Consider the following 17,798-nt stretch of genomic DNA (forward strand, 5'->3'; position numbering starts at 1 on the left):
AGATGTTGACAACGAACACGCAGAAAAAGATCGGATTGGTGGTGGAAGGCGGCGGGATGAAGTGCGCCTATAACGCTGGGATTCTGGATGCCTTTCTGGACGAAGGGATTACGTTTGATTATTGCATTGGCGTATCCGGTGGATCTGGCAATCTGGCTTCCTATCTGGCGGGGCAAAGAGGCCGGAATCTTCGTTTTTTTACGGAGCATATTCATTCGCAGAATTACTTCGGTTTGAGAAGCCTGCTGAAAACCGGAGATCTGTTTGGATTGAAGTACATCTATGGTGAATTGACCCGCAAAGAAGGAGAAGATCCTCTGGATTTTCCCGCTCTGATGAACAACCCGGCGGAGTACGAGATTGTGGTCACAAACGCGCTGACAGGATTGCCGGAGTACTATGGGCGGGAGATGATGGCGCAGGACGATTACCGCCTGATCATGGCCTCCAGTGCCATCCCGGTTGCTTGCCATCCGGTGGAACTCAACGGAGTGCCCTACTTTGACGGAGGCCTTACCGATGCCATCCCGGTTCGCCGCGCCCTGGAGCAGGGGTGTGATAAGCTGGTGGTCATTCTCTCCAAGGACCGGGACTATGTACGAAAGCCTCAGGGTATGCGCAGGCTGTATCGGCGGGCCTGCCGCAGTTACCCCAACATTGTGGATGCTATTGATCGTCGCCATGTAGTGTACAACGAAAATTGGAAGGATGTGTTTTCCCTGGAACGGGATGGGACTGCCTTTGTCTTTGCTGCCAGTGAGCCCATCCGCGTGGGGACTTACTCCATGAAAGAGGATGCGGAACGAAACCTATATGATTTGGGGTTGCGGGATTTTGCCGCATGGAAAAACGATTTGTTGGAATTTCTGAGTATTTGACCATAAATGAGCATTAGCAGAGGAAAGGTATGTGAAACAAACGATGGAACCAATGGAACTTTTGACAAGCAGCACTCCGTACAGCGTCTATAACTTTCATCTTCCTCAAAGTCTGAAGAAAAATGCCGAGCAGCTGTGCTGGGAGTATAATCAGCTGCCGCCCGGGCAGGAGGAGCGGCGCAGAGAGATTTTGAAAAAGCTGTTTGGTACATGTGATCCGAAAACCTTTGTCATGCCTGGGTTTCGTTGCGATTATGGGTTCAATATCCATACTCACGGACTGGCGTTTATCAATTATAACTGTGTGATTCTGGATACTTCCCCGGTGCATATCGGGGCCAACGCCTTTATTGCCCCCGGCGTATGTATCAGTTGTGTGGGCCACGCCATGGATGCCCAACAGCGGGCAGAGACGATTACCACATCGGCCCCTATTACCTTGGAGGAGGATGTGTGGATTGGTGCCAATGCTGTGATATGCGGAGGAGTCACCATCGGGAAGGGTTCCATCATTGGGGCTGGAAGCGTGGTGACCCGGGACATCCCCGCGGGCGTTGTTGCCGCAGGAACGCCCTGCCGTCCCTTAAGACCGGTTACAGAGGCAGACAAGCTCGACTTGCGTACCGTTTCCTTTTAAAAAACGCCGGAATGATTTGACCGATTGTCAAACCATTCCGGCGTCTCTTGTTGTTTTGGAGAACTCTTGGAAAGCCACTTGCTCAAGGGATATATTTCATGCCCCACTGGGAGATGGCGTAGAAAATGGGCAGCAAATCCGTTCCCTTTTCTGTCAGGGAATACTCTACTCGGGGCGGGATCTCATTATACTGCTCCCGGTGTACCAGACCATCCCCCTCCAGCTCTTTCAATGCGTTGGTGAGCATGGTGTTTGTGATAGGTTTGAGCATCTTTTTCAGTTCCCCAAACCGCATGGGAGACTGGATACAGAGCTCGTAGATGATCTGGAGCTTCCATTTCCCCTGGAGCATCTGAACCACCGGGGTCACCGGGCAGTTTCCGTTTTCGGTCAGGATAACACTGCCCACTCGGGCTTGAAATTCCTCATAGGTCATGGATTGATTCATAACGCAGCACTCTCTCCATCGGTATGGTTTTTCGTACCAAGTACAAATAATCTGCGTACTTGCACCGTTATTTCTTCTAAGTATAATAATTATATCGACATCAAAATGGGATGTCAATGACAGAACGAATTGAGAGTGAGGTATTGATTTATGAAAGAACTGAACATCATGGAGGCCACTGTCCTGACCTCCCCTAATCTCCTGACCCTGATTTGTTCCCAGAATGAGGACGGCACCACGAACCTGGCCCCCATCTGCTTTGTGTCCTACCTGTCCTTCAACCCGCCCATGGTCGGCTTTGCCACCGGCAAGCAGTCCCATACCGGCAAGCGGGTGCGGGAAACCGGCAAGGTGATTGTGACCGTTCCGGGGGAGAGTCTGACTCAGGCCGTGGTGGCCTGCGGCAGTTCCACCGGTGCCACCAGCCACAAGGTGGAGGAAAACCACATTGAGATGACCTCCGTAGAGGGCAGCGACATTCAGATTCCTGCGGATACCCGCCTTGCCATGGTAGCTACTTTACAGCAGACTGTAGAGGTGGGCGACCATATCCTGCATATCTGCCAGGTGGACAAGTTCCTGGGTGACGAGAGCAAACAGGGTCTCTATGCCTGGAATGGCTTTGGAAAAGTCGCCCCGGCAGTGGAAGGCTAAGGCAGAAATGACTGGGGGAGATTCCAATGGCGGTGTGCATCAAATCCCAGATTCAGAACATGAATCTGGTCATTGGCTGTACCATCGGCTGCAGCTACTGTTATGCCAGAAATAATGTACGGCGGTTCCATATGATTGATGATTTTGAGAAGGCGGAGTACTTCCCCGGAAAATTGCGGCTTATGGAGAAAACTCGCCCCCAGATTTTTCTGCTTACTGGAATGAGTGACTTTTCCGGCTGGAGAGCAGAGTGGCGGGATGAGGTATTTGCCAAAATGGAGCGCAATCCCCAGCACCAGTATCTGTTCCTGACCAAGCGGCCGGAGGAAATCGATTTCTCTACCCATCTGGATAACGCCTGGTTCGGCGTGACCGTTACCTCTTGTAAGGAAAAGAACAGGATCCTGGCACTGCGAGAGCATATCCGCGGCGGACATTATCACGCCACCTTTGAGCCCATGTTTGACGACATCGGGCCAGTGGATTTCACAGGGATCGAGTGGGTGGTCATCGGAACTGAAACTGGACGCCGAAAAGGAAAATCTGTATCCAAGCCGGAGTGGGTATGGAACCTGACCGACCAAGCCCATACCCTGGGTATCCCGGTCTTTATGAAGGAAGACCTGCTTCCCATTATGGGAGAGGAACAGATGATACAGGAATTACCCACCGCATTTCATAAGGTACTGGAGGAACAAGCCAAATGGCAGAAATGATGGAAAACGATATCCTGATCCGGGATGTGGAGACAAAAAACATCATGACCAAATCCAATCTGCCCGTAGGAGGCTACTCCGTAAACCCCTATGTGGGCTGCACTCACGGCTGTAAGTACTGCTACGCCTCCTTTATGAAGCGCTTTACCGGGCACACCGAGCCCTGGGGGACCTTTCTGGATGTAAAGCACTGGCCGGAGATCAAAAATTCTCAAAAATACCGGGGACAGCGGGTGGTCATCGGCTCGGTGACCGACGGCTATCTCCCCCAAGAGGAGCAGTTTCAAAACACTCGCAAGCTGTTAGAGCAGCTGAAAGGCAGCGGGGCGGAGATCCTCATCTGTACCAAGTCCGACCTGGTGGTGCGGGATATTGACTTGCTCCGGGAGATGGGAAAGGTGACCGTCTCCTGGTCCATCAATACACTGGATGAGGATTTTCGTAGGGATATGGACAAGGCAGTGAGCATTGAGCGACGGCTTTGTGCCATGAAGCAGGTCTACGACGCGGGTATCCGTACGGTCTGCTTTATCGCGCCGGTATTTCCCGGTATCACGGATTTTAAGGCCATTTTCCATCGAGTGAAGAATCAGTGCGACCTGGTCTGGCTGGAGAACCTGAACCTGCGGGGCGGATTCAAGCAGGAGATTTTAGACTACATCCATGAAAAGTATCCACACTTGATCAACTTGTATCAGGCCATCTATCAAAAGGGTGATCGGAGCTATTTCCGTGACCTTGAGCAGCAAGCAGAGCAGCTGGCGATCGAAAATGGCTGTCCCTTTGTGGATAACGAACTGCCCTATGGCCTGGCGGAGCCGGGCCACCCGGTGATTGTGGACTATTTCTACCACGAGGAGGTCAGGGGGTCGGAGAATACGGGGAAACGAAAAAGAACCTGATGTCGCAGGCAAAAGGAAGGCCGGAGCAACACCGCTCCGGCCTTCCTTTTGATATTTTGTTTGGCCGTTTCGTGAGAGCAGGAATCTCAAATGGATTGTCCCAGTGCATAAGCCTGCTGAAGCTCAGGTTTTCCGTCAATATCCCCCACATCTGCGTTTCCGCCGGCCAAAACATGACCAAGTTCTGTCCATCGAAGATGCTTCATTAGGTGGCTGTAGTATGCCTGTACATCTTCAAAATCGTGGCCTTCCGCAGCCATCAGTAGCACGCCAAAGCGGTCATGTCCCCGGAGCAGATTTCCATCGTTCTTCTCCAGCGCAAAAAGACGGTCCATGGCTGTTCGAAGCTGGCCGCTCAGGTTCCAGTAATACAGCGGCGATGCCAATACGACCACATCGCTCTCCCGCACCGCCGGATAGATCTGATCCATGTCGTCTCTCTGGATACAGGGACATTCTTTTGTACTGTGTCCACTGAAGCAGCCCTTACAGCCGTGGATATTCATATCGCTCAAAAAGAATTCCCGGACGATATGCCCGGCCTTTTCCGCACCCTCTGTAAAGGCGCGTACCAGGGCTGAAGTGTTTCCTTTTCGCCGGGGACTGCCATTGAGAATTACGATCTGCTTGCCCATTCCTTTTCTTCCTTTCAGATCTTATCCACCAGCTCTGCGGCCTGCCGGCAGCCGTCCGTCTTGTAGATGTCGCCTGCGTTCAAGACGCCGGGAATCAGCACTTCGCCCACCATCTTCCACTTGTTGAGGGCAGCTGTTCGCTCCATGGGGATGCGCACACCGTCCAGTACAGACAGATCCTCCTCCTCGCAGCAGGCGATGAGGGCGCACTCTTTCCCGGCAATGTCCTTGCCACCCACCACCAGGGAATAGATCCGGTCGATAACGCCTTTGATCTGGGCGGGAATGGAGTACCAATAGACGGGCATGGTAAAGACAATGGCATCAGCCTTCAGGATAGCCGGTGCGATGATATTGAAGTCATCGTCAAAGGAGCAGGCCTTCCCAGTTTTGAAACAGGTCTCGCAGGCATGGCAGCCGCCGATCTTCATCATGGCTGCGTCAAAGCGGGTGACGGTGTGTCCCTTTGCCTCCGCTGCCTGGATGAAACTATCCGTCATGGCAAAGCTGTTGCCATTTTTTCGGGGACTACCTGTAATGACTACGATGTTCTTACTCATAAAATTTCCTCCTTGTCCTTGAGAAATTGACTTTCTCACCTGCTGATAGTACAATCATAGCAAGAATGGGAAAAAGAACAAGTACGCACATCAAAGTGCGATACTTGCGTAGAGGTTTAATACTTACGAAAAGGAAAGTGTTTATGAGCGAGTTAAAGGAATATAAAACCTGCATTTCATCTGCCAATCTGGCCGATACCGGGTTCAGCTATACTTTATCTCTGATCAGCGGCAAATATAAAATGACTATTCTCTATACCCTCATGTGTTTTGGGGTGGTTCGCTTCAACGAGATGAAAAAGTATATTGGGGGGATCTCCTACAAGACGCTGAGTTCCACACTGAAGGAACTGGAGGCAGATCAGCTGGTCCACCGGGAGGAGTATCCGCAGATTCCCCCGAAGGTGGAGTATAGTCTCACTGAGCGTGGAAAGTCTCTGATTCCCATTCTGGACCAGATGTGCGACTGGGGAGAGCGAAACAGACTGTAACCATAGATTGAAGAAAAGGACTGGAGTTGTCATGGATGACTCCAGTCCTTTTATATGTTAAGAAAACACTCACTATTTGCCCAAACAGAAGAACCGTTTGCCCAAACGGAAGGATATCGTCCTGAAACATTGACGGCGGGAGGTTCACCGGCTATGATGACACTACAATTAAATACTTGCTTAATCGTAATAGCGAAAGCAAGGAATTCAGAGAGGAGTTTTCAAGATGAAAAAGACTTACAAGATCGAAGTGGACTGCGCCAACTGTGCCAACCTGATGGAGGAGGCTGCCCGCAAGACTCCTGGCGTTCAGACTGCCACCGTAAACTTTATGACTCAGAAGATGATCGTGGAGTTTGAAGAGGGTCATGAGCCTGCCGGCGTCATGCAGGACGTGGTCAAGGCCTGCAAAAAGGTAGAGCCTGACTGCGAGATCTTTCTGTGAGGAGACCGGTAGAAAGGAGTATAGACGATGCAGGAACTGATCGTGAATATCCTTCTGGCTGCAGTAGCCCTTCTGGCGGCGGTGCTGCAGCTCATTGGCCAGAAGTCCAGCAGCGGTATGACAAAAAAACAAAAGGTCATGCTCTGGCGCATTCTGGCAGCAACGGTCTTGCTGTTGGGCCTCCAGTCTTTGGGGACATCTGTCTTTGATTCGCTGGGCAGTTCAGGCCGTTGGCTGCGGCTGGCTCTCTATTTAGTGGACTACCTGGTCATTGGCTATGATATCCTGCGGAAGGCCTATAAGGGCATCCGTAATGGTCAGGTATTTGATGAAAACTTTCTGATGGCAGTGGCCACACTGGGGGCCTTGGCCCTGGCGGTCTATGAAAACGGGGACTATCTGGAATCCATCGCGGTGATGCTGTTTTATCAGGTGGGTGAGTGGTTCCAAAGCTACGCTGTGGGAAAGAGCCGCCGGAACATCAGCGACCTCATGGACATCCGGCCCGATTACGCCAATGTAGAGCGGGACGGCAAACTGGAACAGGTGGATCCGGATGAGGTGGACATCGGCTCCATCATCGTGGTGCAGCCTGGGGAGAAGGTACCCATCGACGGCACGGTGGTGGAAGGAGCCTCTACTTTGAATACCGCCGCCCTGACCGGAGAATCTCTGCCCCGGGAGGTGCAGACGGGAGATGCCATCATCAGTAGATGCATCAACATGACCGGGCTGTTAAAGATCCAGACGACCAAGGCGTTTGGGGAGTCCACCGTGTCTAAAATCCTAGATTTGGTGGAAAATGCCTCTTCCCGTAAGTCCAAGTCGGAGGACTTTATCTCCCGCTTCGCTCGGATCTATACCCCTGCTGTGTGCTATGCCGCCCTGGCGCTGGCCATTCTCCCGCCGTTGGTGCTCATGCTGGGATTGGGACAATCTCCCGCCTGGGAGACCTGGATCTACCGGGCGCTCACGTTTCTGGTAGCCAGCTGTCCCTGCGCCCTGGTCATCAGTATTCCCCTGAGCTTCTTTGCCGGCATCGGCGGAGCCAGCAAGGCCGGTGTATTGGTAAAGGGCTCCAACTATCTGGAATCTCTGTCACAAACTCGCATTGTGGTGTTTGATAAAACCGGCACTCTGACCCAAGGGGTCTTTGAGGTCAACGGAATTCACCACAATGAAATTGAAAACGCCAAACTGGTGGAATATGCTGCGCTGGCGGAGTCAGCCTCCAGCCATCCCATCAGCAAGAGCCTGCAGCGTGCCTATGGCAAGGAAATCGACCGCAGCAGGGTATCCCAAATCCAGGAAATCAGCGGCAACGGAGTCACCGCCGTGGTGGACGACCACACCGTGGCGGCCGGCAATGATAAGCTGATGGATCGTCTGGGTATTCCTTACATCAGTTGCCACAGCGTGGGAACCATCATCCACATGGCGATTGACGGACAATATGCCGGGCACATTGTCATCTCCGACTTGATAAAGCCCACCTCCAGGCAGGCTATCCAGGCATTGAAGTCCGCTGGTGTATACAAAACGGTGATGCTCACCGGGGATGCCAAGCAAGTGGCCGATCAGGTAGCGGAGGAGCTGGGGGTGGATCAGGTGTACAGCCAGTTGCTCCCAGCTGACAAAGTGGAAAAGGTAGAGGAGCTACTTGCCAGAAAGCGAGGCAAGGAAAAGCTGGCCTTTGTGGGGGACGGTATCAACGACGCCCCCGTGCTGGGCCGCGCCGATATCGGTATTGCCATGGGTGCCATGGGTTCTGACGCCGCTATCGAGGCTGCAGATGTGGTTCTGATGGATGACGATCCCATGCAGATTGCCAAGGCGATCAAAATTTCACGCAAGTGCTTGGGCATAGTGTATCAGAACATCGTGGTGGCCATCGGGATCAAGCTGCTCTGCCTGGTGTTGGTCGCTTTGGGATTTGCAAATATGTGGCTGGCGGTTTTTGCTGATGTAGGTGTCATGATTCTGGCGGTTCTCAATGCGATCCGGGCTCTTTTTGTAAAAAACCTATAAGTACAATACACGCAATTCCGGGCATGTAACTTCTGGTTATGGCAAGGGGCTGACGGTTTTGAAAACAAGAGAGTATTAAGCCTGATTATATCAATCGGAACCTTTGGAAGACTAAGACAACTAAATTATTGAAAAATATAATAGTGGATATTTCCTCGAACCTGTGCTATTGTGTCTTGCTATAAGGAGGCGAGGCACATGAATGACACGCTGAAACTACTGTATGACAGATTTTACACTCCGTTGCCTATGGAGGAAACCGAGCAGGAAATTGATGACTGTCACCGGCAGCTCATCGAGCGATTGGAAAAACCAGAAAGGAAGTTAGTTTTACGGATTATCGATGCCCAGAATCTAATTGCAGAGCAACGCTCTGTCGACAGCTTTATCTGCGGATTCCGTCTGGCGTGGGAATTGGCATACGAACTGAATCATTTTGAAATAGACAGGCATCCATCTTCGGAAGAAAAGGCGGAGATGGATGCCTGACTCTATCCCTACTGAATGGCAAGGGTGTCGCCAAGCCGATACCGACACAGTCCAAAGCCAGTCTCGGAGCGCTCCAGGATGGTCTCTGGAATCTGCTTGAGATACTTTCGCCCAAAGCTGGTGGTGCCGAAGTACGCGTCAAAGTTGGCCACCGGCAGCACCACCCAGTCGGAGTCCTCCGGCTTATTGGCAAGGTAGTAGGCCGCCAGCGTCTTCACCATCTCCATCGGAACGCCCTTAGGCGTGAGGCTGCGAAGTTGCTCCACCAATGCGAGTGGAAGTATCGGTTCCTCCGTCCGGAGCGGCCCCAGCTCCAGAGCCTGGGCCAGAAAGCTGTCAAACCGCAGGCCCCACTGCCCCTTGGTGGTGGGAGCAAACAGGGGAATCTGCATCTGAATCACCTTGTCCCGCCAGGCCTGGTCAAAGCCCTTCTCAATGGCGGCACACTTCTTCTGGGCGCTGCTGGATACCTTCCCTGGATTCTCCCGCACAAAAGCCACCACCCGATGCACATGGCGGTGAAACCATCCGCTGCCGTTTTCATCTACAAGACCATGGAATTCCGAATGAAGGTTCCTAAAATCACTGCCGAACTGCCACGCCTCCCGGGGCGTGGCTTTTTTGCTGTCCGGCACACTGCACCAGGCACACAGGCCCCGCTTGGCATAGTCGATGCGTTCCCGGGGTGCTTCGGCGGGGCTGCCATCCTCATTATGAAACGCAAACCCTCTTGCCAGGATGGTCAGCACCCGGTTGAGTCCCTCGAAATCCAAAATGGTGTCGAAGGTAAAGCGGCCCAGATAGGTGGTGTCCTGCTTGTTCCGGGCGGTATAGTTTACCGCACCGGTGTAGTCCTGAAATTCCTTCCACTCATTCAGCATGGTCCACCTCCAGAACATGTTCCTCGATGTGATCCGGCAGCAGGTCCCACAGCAGGTTCCGCTTACCCAGGGCTACCACATAGGGTACCGCCAGGCTGGGACGGATAATCTTATTCAACAGCTTGCGGCAGACCTTAGACACCACGGCCCGCTCGTTGCCGCTGAAGGGGGCAGACAGATAGGCCTCCATCATCTTCTGGAAAGCTGGAGAATCTGTTGGGCGTCGGAGCTGTTTCCGCTCCCGGGCCGCCTCCAGATCGTCCATATCACAGACCAGATCCCCCAGCAGACGGAACCCACCGTGGCGGAAATCGGTCAGAAGATCATAGTAGTCTACCGCCTCCGGCAGATGCTCCCGCAGAAATGGTTCTCTCTGTCCTTCTGCCATCAGGTGCCACTGCTGTTCCACAATCTCCTTTCGCAGAGCGGCGATACGCTCCGGGGAGAACTGCTGGAAGAAGGCATACAGTTCGTCGCTGTCGTAGACTTCTTCCTGTCCCCTGGCGTAGAGAATGCGGTCGATATCCGTTTTCCGCTGCTGTCCCTTGGCAGGGGCGCGGCAGGCCCGGATGCGGGAGAGGCAGTGCTCGTAGTCCCACAGCAAGGCAGAGACAGAAGAAAGAATGTTTTGGTCCAGATGTTTCTTCCAGCTTCGTTCCTGGGCGAAGGTGAATAGTTCGCTGTCCTTCGCTGGTTTCTCCTGAATCTTCGGCGTGTTGCGCTCCAGCTGGCGGGCCAGCCAGGGCAATCGCTCCACCGGGGAGTCCACCGTGTCCCAGTCGATCCCGGCAAAGAAGGTCTCCAGCCGCTCCCGGTGGGTGGGCTCATACCAGGCGCGGTTACGCTCCTCTGCACGCTCCACCAGGTACTTGTATTGGAGAAAGGGGGTGCGTTTCACGCTTTTCCTGCTGAGAAATTCATCCAGATTGGGGCGCACACCGGTCTTGGCCGCGTCGATCTCCAGCCCGCTGTAGATGGCCAGGGCCTCCAGATCCCGGCGGCACCGCTTGCGCTCCTCCGGGTCGGCGTGGTTGTTGTAGGCGATGACGCTGCGATCCAGGGCGGCGTTGCATATCTGTCCAATGCGGGCAGCAAAGGTGTTCTCCACCGTCTGAAAACGAGCCTGCCAGTCGTTGGCGTCAGACTTGGGTGCGGATAAGGATGGAATTTTCAGCAGGGGCAGGTTGGCGTTGTTGGAGAGCTGCTGATGGACATCGTAATCATAGTTCCGCTTCACACAGCGGTTCAGGATGGGATCGGCAATGGTCTTGATGAGGTCGCCGTCATAGTCCGCGCCGCCCAGCCGTTCCGCGGCCAAACTGTCAGCGGACACCATGACCACATCGGTGAGGTGGCCCAGGTAATGCTGACGCAGTGCGTCTCCCTCTGGGTACACGGACAGCTGCAATTCCTCGTTCCGGGCGATGTGGGGATTGCGGAGAAGGGTACAGCTGTCCTCATGGTCATAGGCCGCGCCGGGCGCAAAGAAACTGTCCTCCGCAAAGAAATCTCCCAGCACCTGATTGCAGAAGTCCCGTTCACCGGGCAGCTGGAACACACGGGGCGCAATTAACTGCCGCAGCAGTTCCAACAGATCACCTGAGAGAAAACGGTTGTCCCCTGACACCAGCAGCCGCCCAACGGCGTAGCCTCGGAGAATCTTCCGGGCCTGTCCGTCCAGCTGTTCCGCATAGATAGATTCCCGAATAAACTTCGGATTCTTCTCCAGCACCCGGGCCATGATGTGCGCGCGGCTCCCCTTGGGTTGGCTCAGGCTCCGGCGAAAGTATTCCTGCTGATATGCTTTATTGGCACGAAAGTTATAGTAGGCCGTCTCGGTGGCCTTGGTCAGCCACTGCCGGGGATCATCCTCCGGACTGTGATCCCAGCCCTCCGGCAGGTCGTTAGGGCGAAACTCCTCCGGCTGAATGGAGAGGGTGGAGAGGAACTGATAGTTGAGCTCCACCAATTTCTCTGGCTCCACCTTGCTCAGATTGGTGATGTACAGGGCGTGGTTGTAGTCCCGAAAGGCGTCCCAGTAGTCCTCCCAGGTCATACCGTTCTCCCGCAGCCAGCCGTATGCCTTGAACTGACTGCGGGTGAGGATGATGTCCACACTGCGGACAGGGTGCGCCTTGCCCCAAATATCTATGATGCTCTGGGTACCGCTTCTCTTCAAGAAGTCCTTGAAGTCCACCTGATGGAGCATCCCTTTGATGTAGGGCATACGGATCTGGAAGGAGGTGTGGGTATGGCTGCCGCAGCAGGCCTTGTCCACCATCTCCGCGTACTCTTTGGAGATGAGGCCCACGCCGTCAAAGCAGGTGATGTCCAGATCTTCCAGTGTATCTGCCCGGTAAAAGGTTCCCAGCTCATCTCCTTCCCGCAGGGTGATGACAGGGGCTCGCTCCACTCTCTTGGTTGGATTGTCTATGACGATGACCCGGTGTTTTTTGTCAATGCGGATGCCGTCCACCCGGGTTCCACTGGAGAACATGAGACCATTGCAGGGTAGCGTTTGCTGAGCTGGCATCGGTCCAGCTCCATATTCAGCATGATCCGCTGGCGCATGGGCTCGTACAGTTCCGCCCGGATAAAGGAGAGACGGGACTGGCGGCTCATGCTGGCGGAGCGCTCAAAGGCCACATAGCGGTGTAGACCGCTGCCGAAGTCCAGGGTGATCCCCTCGGGGCGGAACATGTCTCTGGCCTTCTCCCGGCGGGCCTGCTGCGTCCTTCCGGTTCCACGCCGGTCAAAGATCCCGGCGAAGTCCATATAGAACAGCACATCGGAAAGAGCTGTGACTTTCTCATCGCTACGCTCCCGCCAACCCTCCCCGTGGAGTTGGTACATCAGCTGATGGAACATAGCGCAGCTGTCCTGCTCGTGCTTGGCACCCGGTACCTTGCAGTGCTCGGTGGCACTGCGGTTCAGAGCAAAGGTGTAAACACCGTCTTGCTCCGCGGCATAACTCATCACCGCCCGGGCAGAGAGTTCGTAGATCTGATAGGTCGCCATTGGCTCACCTCCGTCTGCTCCATTCTACCATAAACCATTTCAAAATCAAAATGAATACTACTCCCACTTCTTTTGAGGTGGGAGCTTTTTGTATTCAAATTCTTGAAATGGAGGTACCAAACATGAGTAGCAAAATGAACCATCCCCTCATCACTGTGGACGGCAGGACTCTGATGGATCGTCCGCTGGAGCCGCCCAATTTTGTGGTGGACACCCTGATCTCTCAGGGCCTGCACATCCTGGCAGGCTCCCCGAAAGTGGGCAAGTCCTGGCTTGCTCTATGGCTGGCGGTGACAGTTGCCAAGGGAGAACCGGTCTGGAACATGACCACCAAGCAGGGCACCACACTGTACCTCTGTCTGGAGGATTCCGTCCTCCGCATCCAGAATCGACTCTTTGAAATCACTGAGGACGCACCAGACAGCGTCCACTTCTGCACGGAGTGCGCCCTCATCGGCCAAGGGTTGGAGGAACAGGTGGACGCATTTGTCGCCGCACACCCGGACACGGTACTGGTTATCATCGACACGCTGCAGATGATCCGACCGATCCACGACGCCACCTACGCCAATGATTACCGGGATCTGTCTGTGCTCAAGCGGCTGGCGGACAAGCACGGCATTGCCATCCTGCTCATCCACCATCTGCGCAAGGAAAAGGCGGAAGATGTGTTCCACCGGATCTCCGGGACCACCGCCATCAGTGGTGCGGTGGATTCCAGTTTCACGCTGGTGGAGGAACGGCGGGGCAGTGGCAGAGCGAAGCTCTCCTGCATTGGCCGTGACATTGAATACCGGGAGCTGGAGCTTCGCCGCAGCGAGGAAAATGTGTGGGAGTTGGTTTCGGACAGCAGAGAAGAACCCGTGCTGCGTGAGGATCGGATCGTCGTTCTCCTCTCTGCATTTATGAGCACCAGAACAATATTTATCGGCACTCCCACGGAGCTCTCTGAAAAGATCGACCCTGATAAGTCCGAAGGGATAACGCCCAAAAAGATTTCAAGGCTGATCCTGCAAAGCGTTGAGGCCCTAAGGAAGAACGGAATTGCTGCAGTGATCCGCCGAAGCAACGGCAAGCGAGTGATTGAGCTGCGCCGTGCCGATAGTGTCGATTTGGAGGGTGCCGGAGAAATCGTCCCTATCGACCCTGTCGGGGCGCTGTGCGGCGATTTGCGGGCGGTTTCCGTGTGCGGCGAGTAAACTCCCACAAGGCAAAAGAAACGCCGTGTTGGGCCGCTTGTGGCCAAAGAAGGAGTGCGGGTGTTCGGCGCGGGAGAATCACCTCCTTGGAGGTGGCCAGCATCGCGTTTGTCTGGTCACCGACAAAGCCGCCGCCCGCCTTCCGCATAATTTCCGGGCAGAAGCCCGGACCCACTTTATCTGCGGTTTGGAGGAAACGACATGAAAAAAGATATCAAGTTCAGTACCCGGATGACATCCGCAGACCGGGAGGCCATCAAGGAATTGGCGAAACGCTCCGGGATGTCCATGAGCGATTATGTGACAGCCTGCTGTCTGGGAAAGCAGGTTGTGGTCGTCGATGGACTGAAAGAAGTGCTCAAGGAGCTGAAGTCAATCGGCAGAAATCTGAATCAGCTTGTCACCCTGGCGCACATGGGACGCGTCACGGTAGTCAATCTGGACAGCGTACGCCAGGCATTCTCTGAACTCTGCGCCGCTGTCCGATTGATCCTGGAACGAAAGCGGTGGTGAGAAATGGCGATCATCAGCTTCACTAACTACAAGCGAGGACAGACCACCGGATGCATGGGAGCTGTGATGCGGTACACCATGCAGAACAAGAAAACCAAGTGTGACGGTCAACAGTTGGTCACAGGCATCAATTGTCAGCCGGAATCTGTCTACGCGGACTTCATGACCACCAAGCGGCTGCATCACAAAACCGACGGCGTACTGTTCTACCACATGGTGCAAAGCTTCCCAAAAGGCGAAGCGGTCGACCCGGTCGCTGCCCATGCGGCGGCATTGAAGCTGGCTGAGTACTATGAGGGTTATGAAGTTCTGGTCTGCACCCACACAGACCGGGAACACATTCATTCCCACTTTCTCATCAACTCCGTCAACTTCGACACGGGAGAGAAACTGCACATCGCAAAGGAGCAGCTCCAGGAACTGCGGCAGCGCAACGATCAGGTCTGCATGGAGTTTTCTCTCCCTGTGTTCCTGCCTAAGGATAGAAAGCAGAAAACCAAGACCATGACGGTCGGTGAGTATCACACCGCGGCCCGTGGCCAGAGCAAGAAGCTGCAACTCATGAATATCATCAACGACTGTATGCGCCACGCCTCCAGCCGGGAGGAGTTTATTGTGCTGATGGAGAGCGAGGGCTACAAGGTGCGCTGGGAAGCGTCCCGACGGAACATCACCTACACCACACCCAGCAGCTGGCAGTGCCGTGACCGCCTGCTGTTCGGGAAGAAATATCTGAAGGAGAATATGGAATATGAATTCAGGATCAGAGAAGAAATTATCTATGGACGAGCTGTTGGAAAAGAATCGTCCCGCGCAGATGGTACAGACCACGCCGCAGCCTCCGGCGCAGGAGCTGACACCGCCTCCCGAAGACCATCCTACGAAAGCGGAGTGGGAGGATCTGCTGAGCAGCCTCTACACGCTGGGGTATCACACCGAGAGACAGACTGGCTATCTGAAGAAGAGCAGCGAACTGCTGGCGCAGCTCCCGACCCGGACGCAGATGGACGAGCTGCTGAAAGCAGTGAAGCATCTGGAGCAGATGAGCGAACAGGCTGGGAAGCGGAACGAGAAGCGTTTTTCTCTGCCCGGCATCAGGCTGCTCAGACTGAGTCTGCCGGACATTCCGTGGACCAGTCTGCTGTTGGGACTGGTGGCCCTGGCGCTGACTGGGCTGATGCTGTGGGTGGTGTGGTCCAGTTTGGCCACGCTCTGGAGCGCGGCCAAGGGGCTGCTCCCGTGAGGGACGCCACCACCACGCACCACCACGCCGACAACAAAGCCCTTCGGAAGGAACGGCAAAAGAAAATCGCCCAAGGCCACGCCGAGGACGACCACGAAGAAGAACAAACTTGGCAGCAGACCATGTAAAGGAGGATGATCATATGAGTTATCAGCAGGCAATGTATGATCGGGAGCATCCCCGATACTCTGAGCCGACAGAATATATCACGATGGAAGTGGACGGACTGATTGTTGCCCTCCGCTTCAAAAATACCATTACACAGCCTGACACAGTATCTGCAATTGAGCAGACGCTGTTAATGGCGCAGGACTTTGAAAATCTGAACAAGCCTGCTTGATTCAGTAGACTTTTTACCAGTGGTGTGGGATACTGTGTGTGCATATGAACCTTGACAATTTAATCTGAGCAAACCATATGCACCGCAGTCCTATACCAGAAAGGACAAGGTGCAATCATGGAAAAAAACAAGCGAGTATATTGCCTCTATCGAGTCTCTACCAAAGGACAGGTAGAAAAAGATGATATCCCGATGCAGAAACAATACTGCCGTGAATTTGCGGAGAGCCGGGGATGGACGATCATCAAAGAATTTGCGGAAAAAGGTGTCTCGGGTTTCAAGGTGGCTGCTGCTGACCGCGACGCGATTCAGGAGATCCGTCAGAATGCCGAGGAACGGAAGTTTGACATCCTGCTGGTGTTCATGTTCGACCGCCTGGGACGGAGAGATGATGAGACGCCCTTCGTGGTGGAGTGGTTCATCCGTAACGGAATCGAAGTGTGGAGCGCAATGGAAGGGCAGCAGAAGATGGATGATCATATCGACAAACTGCTGAACTATATCCGTTACTGGCAGGCCTCTGGCGAGAGCCTCAAAACCTCTGCCCGCACAAAGACCCGTCTGTCGCAAATCGTGCAGGAGGGAAGGTTCCGCGGCGGAATCGTTCCCTATGGATACCGCCTGGAAAAGCAGGGGCGCTTCAATAAAAAGAATCACGAAGTCAACGAGATTCTGGTTGACCCGGATGAAGCTGCGGTGGTGCGCATCATCTTTGAAAAATATGTCTATGAGGGGTTCGGCGCACAGCGGTTGTCCCGGTGGTTATATCACAACGGCTATCTCAATCGAAAGGGGACCAACTTCGCCAATACCACCATCATCAAAATGCTGAAGAACATCATGTATGTGGGAATCCTGCGCAGTGGGGAAACACGCTCAGAAATCTTTCCGGAGCTACAAATTGTTCCGCTGGATCTGTATGAGCGGGCACAGGAGTTGATGGAGGCCAGGACAATGCACCACAATGAAGTGCCCTTTAACTCCAAGGGGAAGGCGCTGCTCTCCGGGATGGTCTACTGCGCCCACTGTGGTTCCAAACTGGTGCTGACCACCAGCAGCGGCAGACGAGCCAAGGGTGAGCCCAAACGGGAAACCCATATCCGCTACGCCTGCCACTACAAGATCCGTCATCCTCAGGACTGTGATGGTCAGACCGGATACTCCGGTGAGAAACTGGACGGCATTATTGATAAGATCGTCATCCAACTCTTTGAGCGGATGAAGACTGCACCCAGGAGCCAGCTCATTCAAAAGCAGCGGGAGAAAGAACTCCAACTGGCAAACAGTTCGGTGGCCAATCTGGAGAACCTCCATACTGCCGCAGAACGGGAACTGGAGAGCTACAAGAAAGAGATCATCAAGACCATCAATGGGACTGGCAGTTTTGGAGCGGACATCCTCGGTGAGATGATAGAGGACACCCGAAGCAAACTGGCGGCGCTGGCACAGGAATTGGAACAGGCCAAGGAAAAAGCGGCTGATCTGAAGAGCTCTGCCGTTGCCGTCCAAAAGGAGTATGACAAGATTATGTCCTGGGCCGACCTGTATGCGGGGAGTAGTATCGAGGGAAAGAAGATGATCCTGCGGCAGCTCATTGAGCGGGTAAATATCGGGAGGAACTTTGAAATCGAAGTGGAATTCAAAATCAGTGTCACACAGTTCTTCGACTTCCTGCATCCGGAAGGGGACAAGAGTATGTACTATCGTGCATCCTGAAAGCA

General features: G+C 54.0%; 20 protein-coding genes. 14 read left to right on the forward strand and 6 right to left on the reverse strand.

The window, feature by feature from the left end:
* Together ACOX7T_RS13005 and ACOX7T_RS13010 are read left to right on the forward strand one after the other, a co-directional pair.
* On the forward strand, positions 1-878 hold an 878-nt coding region (locus ACOX7T_RS13005; protein WP_006572285.1), incomplete at its 5' end, for a patatin family protein.
* 43 nt (positions 879-921) lie between these two features.
* The gene (locus ACOX7T_RS13010; protein WP_006572284.1) at positions 922-1,515 is read left to right on the forward strand and encodes a sugar O-acetyltransferase; all 594 of its coding nucleotides are present in this window, start codon (positions 922-924) and stop codon (positions 1,513-1,515) included.
* 82 nt (positions 1,516-1,597) lie between these two features.
* Here the strand turns inward: ACOX7T_RS13010 and ACOX7T_RS13015 are convergent, their stop codons facing one another.
* Positions 1,598-1,963: a winged helix-turn-helix transcriptional regulator gene (locus tag ACOX7T_RS13015; protein ID WP_006572282.1), complete on the reverse strand. Its 366-nt coding sequence runs from the start codon at positions 1,961-1,963 to the stop codon at positions 1,598-1,600.
* A 150-nt stretch (positions 1,964-2,113) separates the two neighbouring features.
* Here ACOX7T_RS13015 and ACOX7T_RS13020 point away from each other — a divergent pair, with 150 nt between their 5' ends.
* From ACOX7T_RS13020 to ACOX7T_RS13030, 3 genes are read left to right on the forward strand one after another with little or no spacing between them, the layout of a single operon-like run.
* Positions 2,114-2,617: a flavin reductase family protein gene (locus ACOX7T_RS13020; protein WP_433443466.1), complete on the forward strand. Its 504-nt coding sequence runs from the start codon at positions 2,114-2,116 to the stop codon at positions 2,615-2,617.
* A gap of 26 nt (positions 2,618-2,643) precedes the next feature.
* On the forward strand, positions 2,644-3,333 hold the full coding sequence (locus ACOX7T_RS13025; protein ID WP_433443468.1) for a radical SAM mobile pair protein A: 690 nt from the start codon (positions 2,644-2,646) through the stop codon (positions 3,331-3,333).
* Entirely contained in the window at positions 3,321-4,235 is a 915-nt protein-coding gene (locus ACOX7T_RS13030) for a radical SAM mobile pair protein B (RefSeq protein ID WP_433443470.1), read from the forward strand. The genes ACOX7T_RS13025 and ACOX7T_RS13030 overlap by 13 nt, the downstream gene beginning before the upstream one ends.
* 86 nt (positions 4,236-4,321) lie before the next feature.
* Here the strand turns inward: ACOX7T_RS13030 and ACOX7T_RS13035 are convergent, their stop codons facing one another.
* The gene (locus tag ACOX7T_RS13035) at positions 4,322-4,870 is read right to left on the reverse strand and encodes a flavodoxin family protein (protein ID WP_433443472.1); all 549 of its coding nucleotides are present in this window, start codon (positions 4,868-4,870) and stop codon (positions 4,322-4,324) included.
* Positions 4,871-4,884: 14 nt separating this feature from the next.
* Entirely contained in the window at positions 4,885-5,430 is a 546-nt protein-coding gene (locus ACOX7T_RS13040; protein ID WP_433443474.1) for a flavodoxin family protein, read from the reverse strand.
* Between the two features lie 143 nt (positions 5,431-5,573).
* On the opposite strand from ACOX7T_RS13040, the gene ACOX7T_RS13045 reads away from it, so the two are divergent.
* The 4 genes from ACOX7T_RS13045 (at position 5,574) to ACOX7T_RS13060 (ending at position 8,883) form a co-directional block, all read left to right on the forward strand.
* Positions 5,574-5,921 (forward strand): winged helix-turn-helix transcriptional regulator, encoded by a 348-nt coding sequence (locus tag ACOX7T_RS13045; protein WP_006572276.1) that lies wholly within the window; start codon positions 5,574-5,576, stop codon positions 5,919-5,921.
* Positions 5,922-6,147: 226 nt separating this feature from the next.
* A complete protein-coding gene (locus tag ACOX7T_RS13050) occupies positions 6,148-6,366 on the forward strand; it encodes a cation transporter (RefSeq protein WP_006572275.1) in 219 nt (72 codons plus the stop codon).
* Positions 6,367-6,393: 27 nt separating this feature from the next.
* Positions 6,394-8,394, forward strand: a complete 2,001-nt coding sequence (locus ACOX7T_RS13055; RefSeq protein WP_433443477.1) for a heavy metal translocating P-type ATPase — start codon at positions 6,394-6,396, stop codon at positions 8,392-8,394.
* Positions 8,395-8,592: 198 nt separating this feature from the next.
* A complete protein-coding gene (locus ACOX7T_RS13060; RefSeq protein ID WP_433443480.1) occupies positions 8,593-8,883 on the forward strand; it encodes a DUF6809 family protein in 291 nt (96 codons plus the stop codon).
* 8 nt (positions 8,884-8,891) lie between these two features.
* Here the strand turns inward: ACOX7T_RS13060 and ACOX7T_RS13065 are convergent, their stop codons facing one another.
* From ACOX7T_RS13065 to ACOX7T_RS13075, 3 genes are read right to left on the reverse strand one after another with little or no spacing between them, the layout of a single operon-like run.
* Positions 8,892-9,764 carry a hypothetical protein gene (locus ACOX7T_RS13065; RefSeq protein ID WP_433443483.1) on the reverse strand — a complete coding sequence of 291 codons (873 nt, stop codon included), beginning with the start codon at positions 9,762-9,764 and terminating at the stop codon, positions 8,892-8,894.
* On the reverse strand, positions 9,754-12,261 hold the full coding sequence (locus ACOX7T_RS13070) for an RNA dependent RNA polymerase (protein WP_433443486.1): 2,508 nt from the start codon (positions 12,259-12,261) through the stop codon (positions 9,754-9,756). Before ACOX7T_RS13070 ends, ACOX7T_RS13065 begins: the two co-directional genes overlap by 11 nt.
* On the reverse strand, positions 12,195-12,782 hold the full coding sequence (locus ACOX7T_RS13075; RefSeq protein WP_433443489.1) for a hypothetical protein: 588 nt from the start codon (positions 12,780-12,782) through the stop codon (positions 12,195-12,197). The genes ACOX7T_RS13070 and ACOX7T_RS13075 overlap by 67 nt, the downstream gene beginning before the upstream one ends.
* Before the next feature lie 122 nt (positions 12,783-12,904).
* Here ACOX7T_RS13075 and ACOX7T_RS13080 point away from each other — a divergent pair, with 122 nt between their 5' ends.
* From ACOX7T_RS13080 to ACOX7T_RS13100, 5 genes are all read left to right on the forward strand, one after another.
* Complete coding sequence (locus ACOX7T_RS13080; RefSeq protein ID WP_433443492.1) at positions 12,905-13,981, forward strand: AAA family ATPase; 1,077 nt, start codon at positions 12,905-12,907, stop codon at positions 13,979-13,981.
* A gap of 201 nt (positions 13,982-14,182) precedes the next feature.
* On the forward strand, positions 14,183-14,494 hold the full coding sequence (locus ACOX7T_RS13085; RefSeq protein ID WP_433443495.1) for a plasmid mobilization protein: 312 nt from the start codon (positions 14,183-14,185) through the stop codon (positions 14,492-14,494).
* Between the two features lie 3 nt (positions 14,495-14,497).
* A complete protein-coding gene (locus ACOX7T_RS13090) occupies positions 14,498-15,865 on the forward strand; it encodes a relaxase/mobilization nuclease domain-containing protein (protein WP_433443498.1) in 1,368 nt (455 codons plus the stop codon).
* Positions 15,866-15,879: 14 nt separating this feature from the next.
* Positions 15,880-16,077, forward strand: a complete 198-nt coding sequence (locus ACOX7T_RS13095; protein ID WP_433443500.1) for a hypothetical protein — start codon at positions 15,880-15,882, stop codon at positions 16,075-16,077.
* 117 nt (positions 16,078-16,194) lie between these two features.
* Positions 16,195-17,793 (forward strand): recombinase family protein, encoded by a 1,599-nt coding sequence (locus tag ACOX7T_RS13100; RefSeq protein WP_433443502.1) that lies wholly within the window; start codon positions 16,195-16,197, stop codon positions 17,791-17,793.
* Positions 17,794-17,798 lie beyond the last annotated feature (5 nt).

Source organism: Pseudoflavonifractor sp. (genome assembly GCF_050943825.1).
In the GTDB taxonomy this organism is placed as follows: Bacteria; Bacillota; Clostridia; order Oscillospirales; family Oscillospiraceae; genus Pseudoflavonifractor.